The organism is Halomonas litopenaei, from assembly GCF_003045775.1.
Classification (GTDB): domain Bacteria; phylum Pseudomonadota; class Gammaproteobacteria; order Pseudomonadales; family Halomonadaceae; genus Halomonas; species Halomonas litopenaei.
The window spans coordinates 48826-62357 of record NZ_PXNS01000015.1 but is presented as its reverse complement, the minus strand read 5'-3'; the positions used below and the strand labels follow the sequence as shown (position 1 = coordinate 62357).

Below are 13532 nucleotides of genomic sequence, written 5' to 3'. Positions count from 1 at the left end.
GAGCTCCTCTTTCCACGGAGGCGCCGTAAAAACGTCGCGAGCGATTCGAGCGCAGCAGTTTTTCCGGTGTCTCCTCAGTGCTCGCGGGTCTCCCTGAACCTGATATCCGGCCAGCGCTCCTGGGTCATCTGCAGATTGACCCGGGTCGGGGCGATATAGGTCAGGTAGCCACCGCCGTCGATGGCCAGGTTGGTGCTGGCCTTGCGCTTGAACTCTTCAAGCATCTTCGGATCGTCGCAGTAGATCCAGCGGGCGGTGTTGACGTTCACCCCTTCGTACATGCAGTCGACCTTGTACTCTTCCTTGAGGCGATGGGCGACCACATCGAACTGCAGGGTACCGACGGCGCCAAGGATCAGATCGTTGTTGTCCAGCGGCATGAACACCTGGGTGGCGCCCTCCTCCGAAAGCTGCTGCAGGCCCTTCTGCAAGGCCTTCATCTTCAGCGGGTCCTTGAGCCTGACCCGCTTGAACAGCTCCGGGGCGAAGTGTGGAATGCCGGTGAACCGCATGTCCTCGCCCTGGGTGAAGGTGTCACCGATCTGGATGGTGCCATGGTTGTGCAGGCCGATGATGTCACCGGGCCAGGCTTCTTCCACGTGGGCACGATCGGAGGCCATGAAGGTCAGGGCGTCGGCGATCTTGACGTCCTTGTTGATGCGCACATGGCGCATCTTCATGTTCTTCTGGTACTTGCCCGAGCACACCCGCAGGAAGGCGATGCGGTCACGGTGATTGGGATCCATGTTGGCCTGGATCTTGAACACGAAGCCGGTGAAGCGCTCGTCCTCGGCCGGCACCTCGCGCACGTCGGTTTCCCGCGCCTGGGGCGGCGGCGCATACTCGACGAAGCCATCGAGCATCTCGCGCACACCGAAGTTGCCCATGGCGGTACCGAAGTACACCGGCGTCAGCTCGCCACGGCGATAGGCCTCAAGGTCGAAGCTGTGGGAGGCACCGCGCACCAGCTCGACTTCCATGCGCAGTTCCTCGGCCAGATCCTCGCCGAGCACCTCGTCCACCTCGGGGCTATCGAGGCCTTCGATGCGCTTGTCTTCCGGAATCCGGTTGCCCTGCCCCTGGGTGTACAGGTGGATGACGTCATTGTAGAGGTGATAGACCCCCTTGAACTGACGCCCCATGCCGATCGGCCAGGTCATCGGCGCACACTGGATATTGAGCACCGTCTCGACCTCATCCATCACCTCGATGGGGTCACGGATGTCGCGGTCCATCTTGTTGACGAAGGTGAGGATCGGCGTGGTGCGCAGGCGGCAGACCTCCATCAGCTTGATGGTGCGGTCCTCGACGCCCTTAGCGCCGTCGATCACCATCAGCGCAGAGTCCACCGCGGTCAGGGTGCGGTAGGTATCCTCGGAGAAGTCCTCGTGGCCCGGCGTATCGAGCAGATTGACCATGCGACCGCCGTAGGGGAACTGCATCACCGAGGTGGTCACGGAGATACCGCGCTCCTGCTCCATCTTCATCCAGTCCGAGGTGGCGTGGCGATCATCACGCTTGCTCTTTACCGAACCGGCCAGCTGGATGGCGTTTCCGAACAACAGCATCTTTTCGGTGATGGTGGTCTTGCCCGCGTCCGGGTGGCTGATGATGGCAAAGGTGCGCCGAAGCCCGGTTTCCTGGGCCTGCTTGGGGTTGGACATGGAGACGGTTGCCTGCTTGCTCGTAAAAAAGTGGGGCACGGGGACAAGGCCCCATGCGCAAGGGCGCCATGATACCGCGACAGGGGCCCTGGCTGCATCTGACTATACTGGCACCATTATCCTCTCTACCCAGGCCCCTCGCGTTTCGTTGCGGCTCTGCGGTTCATAGCGCTTCGCATTAATGCAATAGATTCGCGATCAAGCTGTCATCGACGGCCGCAATGCTAGGCGACTGGCCGCGACCGCTCCCCTCGAAGGGCGACGCGCCACCCCGCCAAGACCACCGGACGCAACGACAAGGAGAGCCCCATGCAACCCACCCGACGCCAGTTTCTTGGACTCGGCCTCAAGGCCGGTGCCGGCCTCGGCCTGATCACCGCCGCCCCCGGCATCGTGCTGGCCGAATCCCGTCGGCCCGTGATCACCTCCGGGGTAATGAGCGGCGACGTCGGCACCGACCGCGCCATCATCTGGTCGCGTGCCGACCGCCCCTCGCGGATGCTGCTGGACATCGCCGACAACGCTGCCTTCAACAACGCCCGTACCCTGCAGGGACCCACCGCCCTGCCGGCCAGCGGGCTGACCGCCAAGCTCGACGTCACTGGCCTTGCCGACCTGCCGGAGGTGTTCTACCGCGTGCGCTTCGCCGCCCTCGGCGACGACCGCGCCGTCAGCGAGCCGGCTATCGGCAGACTGGTCATGCCGGGACGCTCACGCCGTTCGGTACGTTTCGTGTGGTCGGGCGATACCGTCGGCCAGGGCTGGGGCATCGACGAATCCCGCGGCGGCATGCGCATCTACGACACCATGCTCAAGCAGTCGCCGGACTTCTTCCTGCACTCCGGCGACACCATCTACGCCGATGGCCCGCTCGAAGAAAGCGTGAACCTGGAGGACGGCAGCGTCTGGCGCAACCGCATGACCGACGCCAAGAGCAAGGTGGCCGAGACCCTGGACGAGTATCGCGGCCAGTACTTCTACAACCTTTTGGACGACAACCTCAAGCGCTTCAACGCCAAGGTACCGATGTACGCCCAGTGGGACGACCACGAGACCGTCAACAACTGGTACCCCGGCGAGATCCTCGATGATCCGCGCTACACCGAGAAGAACGTCTCGCTGCTGGCGGCGCGTGCCCGCCGCGCCTTCCTCGAGTCGATGCCGATCCGTCAGCGCCCCGAGGCCCCCGAGATGATTCGTCGTCGTTTCACCTACGGCCCCGAACTCGAGGTGTTCATGCTCGACATGCGCACCCATCGCGCGGCCAACAGCACCAATACCCAGGGCGCCGACGACCCGGCCTCGAGCCTGATGGGGGCTCGCCAGGTGGATGAACTGATCGCGGCGCTGAAGGCCTCGACGGCCACCTGGAAGATCATCGCCTCCGACATGCCGGTGGGCCTGGTGGTCGCCGACGGCGAGCACTTCGAAGCGGTGGCCAATGGCGAGGGTGGCGCCCCTTCCGGGCGCGAGCACGAGATCGCCCGACTGCTCAAGGCGATCCACGACAACGCTATCGCCAACGTGGTGTGGCTGACCGCCGATGTCCACTACACGGCCGCCCATCACTATGCGCCAGAACGTGCCAGCTTCAAGCAGTTCACGCCCTTCTGGGAATTCGTCAGCGGCCCGCTGCACGCCGGCACCTTCGGCCCCAATACGCTGGACGCCACCTTTGGCCCGGAAGTGGTGTTCCAGAAGGCCCCCGCCGATGGTCGAGCCAACCTGCCGCCTAGCGAAGGCTTTCAGTTCTTCGGCCAGGTGGATCTGGATGGCGACAGCCTGGCGCTCACCGTCACCCTCAAGGACACCGAGGGCAACAGCCTGCATCAGCAGGTATTGACGCCCCAGCAGGCCAGCTAGTCAGGCGATGCCGCCTGTCGCTGCCAAGACCCGACAGCGCCGCCGTCAAGGCGGCGCTTGTCCTTTGCCCCTGAGGCCACGGGCCCAATGGAGCGCACGACAGGCCCACCATGCGCTGGCCCGAGCGCGCCCTCTATAGCGGCCTAGCCCTCAGACGTGGTGTGACGTGATGTCCGTGAGGCCAGCGCGGCCTTGAGGTGTTCCAGGTAGCTCAGCAGCACCGGGATCACCGCCAGCACCAGCAGGGTCGAGACACCGAGGCCGAAGGCGATGGTCACCGCCATGGGGATCAGGAACTGAGCCTGCAGCGAGGTCTCGAACAGCAGTGGGGTCAACCCGCCGATGGTCGTCAGGGATGTCAGGAACATGGCCCTGACCCGCTGCACCACGGCCTCGTTGAGTGCCGCGTCGATATCCCGCCCGGCGTCACGCTCGTGACGATAGAAGGTCACCAGGATGATCGCATTGTTGACCACGATCCCGGACAGCCCGAACAGCCCGAACATCGACAGGATGGTGAGATCCAGCCCCATCACCCAATGGCCCAGCAGGGCTCCCACCAGCGCCAGCGGAATGGTCGCCATCACGATCAGCGGCAGGCTCCAGGAGGCAAATACCCAGGCCAGCACCACATACATCAGGCCCAGCCCGATGATCAGGCCGGTACGCATGTCGGCGAAGGTATCACGCTGGTCCGCCGCCTGGCCCTCGAAGGTGTAGCTCAGGTGGTAGCGCTCGGTCAGCGCCGGCAGCACCTCGGCTTGCAGCGCCTCGACCACCGTGGCGGTGTTGGTCACCTCGGTGTCGAGGTCGGCACTCACCTCCACGGCCAGACGCCCATCGGCGTGACGCAGCGCCTCGAAGCCCTGGCGGTGATCCAGCGCCATCACCTGGTCCAATGGCACCAGGCGGCCATCGTCCACTCGCACCATCAGCCGCGGCAGGGTCGCCAGGTGCTCACGCTGGTCCTGCGGTAGCAGCACCCGCACCTCGATCTCGTCGGCACCGTCCTGGTAGGTCTGCACCAGCACGCCATCGAAGGCTGCCCGCAGCTGGCGCCCGAGTTCCCGGGTGGTCAGGCCCAGCGCCTGACCATAGGCGTTGACCGAGTAGATCAGCTGTTCGCGCCCCCAGGGCATGTCGTCCTCGGGCTCCAGCACCCCGGGCAACTGTCCGAGGCTGCGGGTCAGTGATTCCGCCGCCCGCTTCAGCGACTCGGCGGACTCGCCGACCAGGCGCACGTTGACGTCACGCCCCGGTGGCCCGCCGCTGCGCTCGACGATGGACAGGGTGTCGAGTCCCGGGACCTCGGACAGACGCTCTCGCCAGGCACGGATAAACGGCAGGTTGCGCACCGAGCGCCGGTCTGACGGCACCAGCTCGACCATGATCGAGCCGACATTGTCACCGGTACGCCCGCTGGCGTCGGCGGACAGGGTGCCCCCCACGCGCACCACGGCGCTGCGCACCAGATCCCCGCCGAGGGCCTGTTCGGTGTCGTCGAGGGCCTTTTGCATGGTGGCCAGATAGTCCTCGACCCTATCTCGAGAGGTGCCGGTGACGAAGCTCAGGTTGGCGTAGAGGATGTTCGGCTCCGGCGTGGGGAAGAAATTGAACGCCAGACGCCCGCCCGCCAGGAGTCCCACCGTCACCAGCACCAGCGCCAGCGCCGCGCTCAAGGTCAGCGCCCGATGGCGCAGGGTGCTGGCGGAGAAGCGTCGGAAGGGCCCCTGGCGAAAACGATCGAAGCCTCCGTCGAAGGCACGTCGTAGACGCCCCAGCGGTCCCGGACGGCGCTCGCCGCCGGCGCGAGGCGAGAAGGCGTTGCGCAGGTGGGCCGGCAGCACCACGAAACACTCAAGCAACGAGGCCACCAGCACGCAGATCATCACCACCGGAATGTCGCGCAGGATGTTGCCGATGATGCCCCCCACCATCAACAGCGGCATGAAGGCCGCCACGGTGGTCAAGGACGACGCTACCACCGGCCACAGCATCCTGCGGGCCGCACCCGCCGAGGCCAGGCGTGCCGCCTCGCCTGCTCGAAAGTGGGCATCGGCGTCCTCGCCAACGACGATGGCGTCGTCGACGATCACACCCAACGCCATGATCAGCGCGAACAGCGAGATCATGTTGACCGAGCCGCCGATGCCCCAGAACACCGCCAGTGCGCCGAGAAAGGCGGTGGGAATACCGATGGCTACCCACAGCGCCACCCGCGCCGGCAGGAACAGATACAACAGCGCCAGTACCAGCACCAGTCCGCCCAGGCCATTGTTGATCAGCAGACCGATGCGATCGGCGATCAGCTGCCAGGTCTCGTCGTGGACCTCCAGCGTGATGCTCTCCGGCAGTTCCGCGCGGGTTTGCTCCAGCCAGCCATTGAGCACCTCGGCGGCGGCCAGTGAGTTGCCGCTCTCCGAGCGCTGCAGCATCAGCTCCACCGCCGGCTGTCCATGGTGGAGCACCTCCACCTGACGCGGACGGTTCTCCTGGCGGATCACCGCGATGTCACCGAGCGCCAGACGCACCCGCTGGCCCCCGCGCACCGCGATATCGGCGAACTCCTCGGCGCTGCGGCGCTGTTCCACCGCGCGCAGCTCGCGCTCGCCGTCCTGACTGCCAAGCAGCCCCGCCGGCAGGTCCAGCGACAGTCCCTCGATGCGCTCGGCGATCTCCGGCAGGCTCAGGTCCAGCTCGCCAAGCCGCTCCACCGGTACCTCCACGCTGATCTGCTGCTCCGGCAGCCCGACCAGCTCGACCCGATCGATCCCGGCCGACAGCAGCTCGTCCTCGAAGCGACGGGCCAGCCGACGCAGCGCCTCGCGATCGACGTCACCGGACAGTATCAGGCGGGCCACCGGCTCGAAGTTCTGGGCCCGCGAAACGCGCGGCTCCTCGGCGTCCCCGGGCAGATTGGTGAAGCCATCGACCTGCTCGCGCACATCATCCAGCGCCAGCACCGGGTCGGTACCCTCGTAGAACTCCAGGGTAATGCTCGACACCCCCTGGGCCGAGGTCGAGGTCATGCGCTTCAGGCCATCGAGATTGCGCAGGCGCTGCTCCAGCGGGATGGTGATGCCCTGCTCCACGTCTTCGGCCGAGGCGCCACTGTAGACGGTCTGCACCGAGACGATGTCCAGCGCAAAATCGGGGAAGAACTGGATGTTCATCCGCGACAGGCCCAGGGCGCCGCCGATCAGCATCACCAGCATCACTAGGTTGGCCGCGACCCGGTGGCGGACAAAGAAGCCGATCGGGCCTCTGGGGGCATTCGGCTGGGTATCTTCGCTCACGGGCCGGCCTCCGCCCGAACATCGTCGCCCGCGGACGGTGAGTTCACAGACTCACCAGACCTCTGGCCAGCCGGCACCTGGGTTGCGCTGATATCGGCGGGCCCGCTACCCCGGGACAGGTCCACCACTCTTAATCCTTCGATGGCGTTGGGCAGATGGGTGGTGGCCAGGCGCTGGCCGTCGGCCAGCCCCTCACCGCTGACGATCACCCAGGAGCCCCCGTCAGGCCCGCTGGTCTCGCCGTGTCGCCTGACCTCAATCGGCCGCAGGCGCCCCTGTTCGATGACGTAGATCCGATCGGCACCGTACAGGGCGCTGAAGGGTATCGCCGCACTGTCGGCCACCTCGGGACGGGCGAGTGACAGCGATACCAGCGAACCAGGCCGCAGGCGGGCCGGCGAGGACACCACCTCGAGGATGGCCTCGGTGCCGGCGGGGTCCCCCTGGCCCGACAGTGCTCTCAGCCGATAGCGCCCGCCCTCGTCGTCGACGGCCTCAGGGCGAGCGCCATCGGCCAGGCTCGACACCAGTTCGGACTGCACGCCCCTGGGCACCCGGGCACGCACCTCGAGGCCATCGAGCGGGATCAGATCGAGCAGGGCGTCACCCTCGCGCACCCGGTCACCCGGCGCGACTTCAACAGCGGTGACGATACCGGCGAAAGGCGCTTCGGCCCGAGCCCTTCGCGCATCGCGACGGGCTTCGGCCAGCGACGCCTCGGCCTGGCGCCGCTGGGCCTCGAGACTGGTCAGCCTGGCGGGGTGTCCGTCGAGTTCGCCCTGGCGACTGACCAGCGTCACCTGGGCTCGGGCGATTTCGTTCTCGTCGGCGTCAAGCTCGGCCCGGGAGGCCAGATTACGCCGCACCAGCGAGCGCATACGCTCGAGCTGACTGCGGGCGTTGTCGAGCAGCGACTGTTCCCGAGCCAGCGCCTGTCGATCGCTCTCGAAGCGAATCTTTTCCGCCTCGATCTCGGCCTCCAGCCGTGCCACCTCCGCCTCGGCCCGCGTCACCACCGGCACCACGTCTTCCTCGGCCAGGGCTACCAGCAGGTCGCCCTCTTCGACCCGGTCACCATCACGTACCGGGCGCTGCCCGACGTGGCCATCCAGCGACGCCACCAGCCTCAGGCGATCCGGCGCCAGCACCTCGCCGTAGAGCGCCAGGGTCGGTGCGTGGCGGCCCAGCGACAGCGTCATGGCGGCGACCGGCCACTCGCGTTCTTCCACCGTTACCGGAGGCGGCGCCGGCCGCGTCACCTTCAACAGCCAGAACCCACCCACGCCGATCGCCAGAACCACGATCGGTAGCAGTCGCTTCAGCATTCCATCCATTCCCTTGTTCAGACCGCGCCCTTTGCCGATGAAGCGCTGTGTCAACGCATGCCGATAAAGCCACTTGGCAGTGTGCTCAAGCCGACAGTCACGTCGAAGACACCACCTGGCGTCTTCGCTGCACAGGCTCCTGCCACTGTTGCCCAGCCACGGGCGAGACGCAATCGCTCGCCGCCAACGACTTTATCCCTGGTGCGCATGACCCCAGGCCGGAGCCGCCGATTCGGGCACCAGGCCTGTTGCGCGCGCCCCACGACGGTCGGCCCTGCGATGCGCTATCATGCCGCCACTCATCGAGGGAGAGATCATGCCTGCCGCCCTTCCATTGCCGCTGTCGACGCCCAACCGCAATCTGATCCGCCTGACCTTTGTACGCGGCATCACCTGGACCGGCTTCCTGGTCGCCATCATCGTCGGCATCGAGCTGCTGGACTTCGCCCTCGACGTTCCTGCGGTGATCGCGGTGATCGTCGCCATGGGCCTGATCAATATCGCCACCTGGTGGCGCCTGGGCCGGCCCAGGGATGTCAGCCATCACGAGTACCTGATCCACCTGCTGCTGGACGTGGCCGGGCTGACCCTGCTGTTCTACTTCACCGGCGGTGCGACCAATCCCTTCATCACCTACTATCTGGTGCCGGTGACCATCGCCGCTGCCACCCTGCCCTGGCGTCACGCCTGGATCCTGGCACTCACCGCCATGGCCGCCTACAGCGCCCTGATGGTGGTCTACCATCCGGTGCCGCAGCTGGGCTCCCACTATGCCTCCAGCGTCAACCTTCACGTGCTGGGCATGTGGCTCAACTTCTTCCTGTCGGCAGGCCTGGTGACCTTCTTTATCTACAAGATGGCCCACGCCCTGCGCCATCGCGACCAGACCCTGGCTCGGACTCGCGAGGCGGCACTGCGCTCGGAGCAGGTGCTGGCGGTGGCGACCCAGGCCGCCGGCACCGCCCACGAACTCGGCACGCCGCTGTCGACCATGGCGGTAGTGCTGTCCGAACTCAAGAACGAACACCACGACGACCCCAGGCTGGTGGAAGATATCGACCTGTTGCGCCAGCAGGTTGACACCTGCAAGGCGCGCCTGCGCAACCTGGTCGAAAGCGCCGACCTCAGGCGCAAGGACGAGCCGGAGACCCGCGACGCCCAGAGCTGGCTCGACGGTGTGATCGACCGCTGGCTGGTGCTGCGCCCGGACGTTACCCATCGCCTTGAGGTCGCACGCCGACGCGGCCAGCCATCGATCGCGGTGGATACCACCCTGGACCAGGCGCTGACCAACCTGCTGAACAACGCCGCCGACGCCCAGCCGGACGATATCGAGATCCAGCTCGACTGGACCGCCGACAAGGTGATCATCGATATCCGCGATCATGGGCCAGGCATCCCCATGTCGATCGCCGACCAGCTCGGCGAGACCTTCGTGTCGACCAAGAGCAAGGGACTGGGAATCGGTCTGTTCCTGACCCACGCCACCATCAATCGCTTCGGCGGGGGCGTCAGTCTGTATAATCATCACGACGGCGGCACCCTGACCGAGGTCACCCTGCCCCGCGTCGGCTGAGTCTCCATTCACGAGGACATCATGCAAGACACCGCACACCGGCTACTGATCATCGATGACGATGAGGTCTTTTGCCACGTACTCGAACGCGCCATGCAGCGCCGCGGCCACGAGGTCGAGGTGGCCCATGACGCCACCCAGGCACTGGAACTGGCGCGTCGCCACCAGCCTGAGGTCGCCACCCTGGACCTCAAGCTCGACCAGGACTCGGGGTTGAAGCTGTTGCCCGAACTGCTGGAGGTGGTTCCCGACTGCCGCATCGTGGTGCTGACCGGCTACTCCAGCATCGCCACGGCGGTGGAGGCGATCAAGCTCGGGGCGGTCAACTACCTGTGCAAGCCAGTGGACGCTGACGAGGTACTCAGCGCCCTGGAACAGCGTGAGGGCAATCCCGAAACCGAGGTGGCAGACAACCCGCCGTCGATCAACCGCCTGACCTGGGAGCATATCCAGAAGGTGCTGCAGGAACACGACGGCAACATCTCGGCCACCGCCAGGGCGCTCGGCATGCACCGTCGCACCCTGCAGCGCAAACTGCAGAAGCGGCCAGTCCGGCGTTGATGACACCATCGTACGCTGCTGGTGATACCCCCCGCTAAAGCAGACGCCCGATACAGCGGACACCCGATACAGCGGACACCCGATACAGCGGACACCCGATACAAAAGAGACGCAGCCCAAGGGCTGCGTCTCTTGTTTGAGCTCAGCACGATAGTGCATGCCCGACGTCGGGTGTGTCTCTACCAGGTCTCTCTACCGGCCCTCTCTCTACCAGCCCTCTCTACCGCCCTTCATTGCGCCAGGCGCCTCTAGATCAGAGGTCTTTGCGCCCGTGCATTTTACCCCCAGACTCTCAACACGAAGGGCCAAGCGCCAGGGGGTCTTCAGCAGAGGCTCTGCAACGGAGGCTCTGCAACAGCGTGCTTTACTGGGCGGTCCAGCCCAGATCGATATTCCAGCTGGCGCCGGTGACTGCACCGGCCGCATCCGAGGCAAGATACCCGACCAGGCTCGCCACCTCGGAGGGGTCGATCAAGCGCTTCACGGCGGCATTCTTGAGCATGATCTGTTCGATCACCTCCTGCTCCTCCATCCCATGGAGTCTGGCCTGGTCGGCGATCTGATTGTCCACCAGTGGCGTCTTGACGTAGGCCGGACACAGGGCGTTGGCGGTGATGCCCTGGGCGCCGCCTTCCAGCGCAGCGGTCTTGGTCAGTCCGATCATGCCATGCTTGGCGCTGATGTAGGCGGCCTTGCCGGGCGAGGCCACCTGGGCATGGACCGAGGCGATATTGACGATGCGCCCCCAACCATTCTCGCGCATCGACGGCCAGGCCGCCTGGGTCAGCAGGAAGGGCGCGGTCAGCATCAGATCGATGATCTGACGCCATTTTTCCTGGGGGAACTCCTCGATGGGAGCGACGTGCTGGATGCCGGCGTTGTTGACCAGAATATCCAGCCGCCCGAAACGCCTCAGGGCTTCATCGACGGCGCCGCGACAGGCCTCGGCCTGGGTGAGATCGGCCTCGTGGAAGACCGCACCCTCGGCCTCGGCCACCTCCCGTCCGGCCGGGTTGAAGTCGACCGCCAGGACTTGATGCCCCTGAGCACGCAAATGGGCGACGACCGCCGCACCGATGCCGCTGCTGGTGCCGGTCACCAGGGCAACTCTGGGAGTGGAATGATCGCTCACTATTGCTCTCCTCTGGGTCTGGAACACATCACCCATCGAACGGGTGGCGTCTCTGATGACGATGCCTGCCAATGCCTACATCAGCATCCCAGCATATGTCAGTGCTGCATTGCAGCGCCAGCCGGACAAAGGTCTCGATCGCTCACTCGGGGGCCGTCATCACCTTGTCCATCAACCGCTGTGCCAGGCGACAGGCCTCGCCCATGTCGTCGACATCGCCAAGGTCGTTCAATAGCAGGCAGCGCCACAGTATGTCCCCGGCCATGATTTCCGGCTCCAGCTCGAATTCCCCCCTTGGCAGCTCCAGCACCTGAGGCCCGGCCGTGCCCGTATCGCACGCCTCGGCGGATTCCCGCACCAGCGCCAGCGACAGGTCGCAGGGCGTCAGCCAGGCGCCAACCAGCCATCCAGGCCGGCCAGGACAGGGCGCAAAACACAAGGCATCCACCGCAAGCCGGGGGTGAAACTCCGGACGCGCCTTGAACGCTCGCAGGTGACGATCACTGAATTCCCTGGCAAGACGTTCCAGCCGCCGGTACTGCTCCATCGATAGCGCAGACATCACACCTTCCTGTCACTGTTGAACCCTTGATTCCCCGTTACTGTCCTCGACACCCACAGGCACGCGCCGAACGGGAATGTTAGACTTCAGCCAAAATCCCTCCCCCTGCAAGGAGTCGCCCATGACCCTCGAGGAACGTCTGGAAGCCACCATCGACATCGCCACGGCGGCTGGCAAGATGATCCGCGATGCCCGCGAAGGTGACGACCTCAAGCATCACTTCAAGGAAGGCCAGGAGCTGGTCACCGATACCGACGTGGCGGTGGACACCATGATCACCGAACGCCTGGAATCGGCCTTCCCCGGCGAGGACCGCCTCAGTGAGGAGCTGGCCCCCGACAAGGATGCCGTGGAACAAGATGGCGCCCTGTGGGTGGTCGATCCCATCGATGGTACCGTCAATTTCGCCCACGGGCTTTTCCATGTGGCGGTGTCGATCGCCTACGTCAAGGATGGCGTCACCCAATTGGGCGTGGTCCATGCCCCCTTCCTCGGCGAGACCTTCACCGCAATACGCGACAAGGGCGCCTGGCGCAATGGACAGTCGATCAGCGCAAGCCAGAGCGAGTCCCTCGAGCAGAGCCTGGTCGGTACCGGCTTTCCGTACCGGCGTGACAGCCGTCTGCCCCTGATGCGTCGCCTTGGCGCGGTGCTTCACCACTGTCGCGATGTGCGTCGCAACGGCGCCGCCGCCCTGGATCTGTGCGATGTCGCCTGTGGTCGCCTGGACGCCTACTACGAAACCGTCTCTCCCTGGGATTTCGCCGCAGGCTGGCTGATCGCCCGAGAGGCCGGCGCCCGCACCGGGCACCTGTATCCCTGCCCGGAGGGCCTGCCCGAGGACCTTTACGGCGAGAACCTGCTGGTCAGCGCTCCAGCGATCTTCGACGAGCTCGGAGAGCTGCTGCGCCAGGCCGACGCAGGGGAATTGCGCGATATCGGTATCGGTTGAGCGTCGACTTTTCGCCATGTCGATAGCCGTGTTCGATCGAACGGCATTCAGCAACGCTATTGGCCTTCCGCGATGCAATCCGTCACAATGCGCGCCATCCACTTACTCATTGACCGTCCCGCCGCATGGCGCCGGACAGGTCGCTGATTCAACACTACCCACTGCATCAACGATGCGAGGAGCTTTCATGATTGTTGTCATCTTCGGTCGCCCCGGCTGCCCCTTCTGCGTACGCGCCAAGGAGCTCGCCAACTCTCTGAGTGACGCCGGTCGCATCGAGGGCTACCGCTACGTGGATATTCACGAAGAAGGCATCACCAAGGCCGATATGGAAAAGACCATCGGCAAGCCGGTCACCACCGTGCCGCAGATCTTCGTCGACCAGACCCACGTGGGCGGCTTCACCGAGTTCGACCAGTACGTTCGCGACAATGAGCTGATGCCTGCCTGAACCGACGGCACAGCCGGTAACAAGACGGGAAGCCCACACGGGCTTCCCGTTTTTTTGCTGAAGACCCCACGAAACGTGCGCCTGGTCATGCCACCTGCCCTGCCCATCCTGGCCAACAGAGCTTGCCGTCACCCGTCTGGCCGCCGAAAC

Annotated in this window: 10 protein-coding genes; 5 read left to right on the top strand and 5 right to left on the bottom strand. The window is 65.3% G+C overall.

The genetic code is table 11. From position 1 onward, the window contains the following. Nucleotides 1–74: 74 nt before the first annotated feature. Entirely contained in the window at nucleotides 75–1664 is a 1590-nt protein-coding gene (locus C6W88_RS18885) for a peptide chain release factor 3 (RefSeq protein ID WP_108133585.1), read from the bottom strand. 309 nt (nucleotides 1665–1973) lie between these two features. Here C6W88_RS18885 and C6W88_RS18880 point away from each other — a divergent pair, with 309 nt between their 5' ends. Further along, nucleotides 1974–3527 (top strand): alkaline phosphatase D family protein, encoded by a 1554-nt coding sequence (locus C6W88_RS18880; RefSeq protein ID WP_108133584.1) that lies wholly within the window; start codon nucleotides 1974–1976, stop codon nucleotides 3525–3527. A gap of 143 nt (nucleotides 3528–3670) precedes the next feature. Here the strand turns inward: C6W88_RS18880 and C6W88_RS18875 are convergent, their stop codons facing one another. Beyond that, on the bottom strand, nucleotides 3671–6823 hold the full coding sequence (locus tag C6W88_RS18875; protein ID WP_231498705.1) for an efflux RND transporter permease subunit: 3153 nt from the start codon (nucleotides 6821–6823) through the stop codon (nucleotides 3671–3673). Continuing rightward, a complete protein-coding gene (locus C6W88_RS18870; protein WP_108133583.1) occupies nucleotides 6820–8148 on the bottom strand; it encodes an efflux RND transporter periplasmic adaptor subunit in 1329 nt (442 codons plus the stop codon). The genes C6W88_RS18875 and C6W88_RS18870 overlap by 4 nt, the downstream gene beginning before the upstream one ends. 316 nt (nucleotides 8149–8464) lie before the next feature. Between C6W88_RS18870 and C6W88_RS18865 the strand changes: the two genes are divergently transcribed. Both C6W88_RS18865 and C6W88_RS18860 read left to right on the top strand, forming a co-directional pair. Then, entirely contained in the window at nucleotides 8465–9724 is a 1260-nt protein-coding gene (locus C6W88_RS18865; RefSeq protein WP_045991463.1) for an ATP-binding protein, read from the top strand. 21 nt (nucleotides 9725–9745) lie between these two features. Beyond that, the gene (locus C6W88_RS18860) at nucleotides 9746–10285 is read left to right on the top strand and encodes a response regulator transcription factor (RefSeq protein ID WP_045991464.1); all 540 of its coding nucleotides are present in this window, start codon (nucleotides 9746–9748) and stop codon (nucleotides 10283–10285) included. A gap of 364 nt (nucleotides 10286–10649) precedes the next feature. On the opposite strand, the gene C6W88_RS18855 is transcribed toward C6W88_RS18860, so the two are convergent. Beyond that, on the bottom strand, nucleotides 10650–11417 hold the full coding sequence (locus C6W88_RS18855; protein ID WP_375038409.1) for a 3-hydroxybutyrate dehydrogenase: 768 nt from the start codon (nucleotides 11415–11417) through the stop codon (nucleotides 10650–10652). A 142-nt stretch (nucleotides 11418–11559) separates the two neighbouring features. Continuing rightward, complete coding sequence (gene hybE, locus C6W88_RS18850) at nucleotides 11560–11979, bottom strand: [NiFe]-hydrogenase assembly chaperone HybE (protein ID WP_108133582.1); 420 nt, start codon at nucleotides 11977–11979, stop codon at nucleotides 11560–11562. A 121-nt stretch (nucleotides 11980–12100) separates the two neighbouring features. On the opposite strand from hybE, the gene C6W88_RS18845 reads away from it, so the two are divergent. Continuing rightward, a complete protein-coding gene (locus C6W88_RS18845; protein WP_108133581.1) occupies nucleotides 12101–12931 on the top strand; it encodes an inositol monophosphatase family protein in 831 nt (276 codons plus the stop codon). Between the two features lie 187 nt (nucleotides 12932–13118). Then, nucleotides 13119–13382 carry a GrxA family glutaredoxin gene (locus tag C6W88_RS18840; protein WP_045991468.1) on the top strand — a complete coding sequence of 88 codons (264 nt, stop codon included), beginning with the start codon at nucleotides 13119–13121 and terminating at the stop codon, nucleotides 13380–13382. Nucleotides 13383–13532: the final 150 nt, after the last annotated feature.

Coding starts and splice junctions, on each gene's coding strand:
- C6W88_RS18845 (WP_108133581.1), top strand. CDS start 12,101: ATGACCCTCGAGGAACGTCTGGAAGCCACCATCGACATCGCCACGGCG.
- C6W88_RS18860 (WP_045991464.1), top strand. CDS start 9,746: ATGCAAGACACCGCACACCGGCTACTGATCATCGATGACGATGAGGTC.
- C6W88_RS18840 (WP_045991468.1), top strand. CDS start 13,119: ATGATTGTTGTCATCTTCGGTCGCCCCGGCTGCCCCTTCTGCGTACGC.
- C6W88_RS18885 (WP_108133585.1), bottom strand. CDS start 1,664: ATGTCCAACCCCAAGCAGGCCCAGGAAACCGGGCTTCGGCGCACCTTT.
- C6W88_RS18870 (WP_108133583.1), bottom strand. CDS start 8,148: ATGCTGAAGCGACTGCTACCGATCGTGGTTCTGGCGATCGGCGTGGGT.
- C6W88_RS18880 (WP_108133584.1), top strand. CDS start 1,974: ATGCAACCCACCCGACGCCAGTTTCTTGGACTCGGCCTCAAGGCCGGT.
- C6W88_RS18865 (WP_045991463.1), top strand. CDS start 8,465: ATGCCTGCCGCCCTTCCATTGCCGCTGTCGACGCCCAACCGCAATCTG.
- hybE (WP_108133582.1), bottom strand. CDS start 11,979: ATGTCTGCGCTATCGATGGAGCAGTACCGGCGGCTGGAACGTCTTGCC.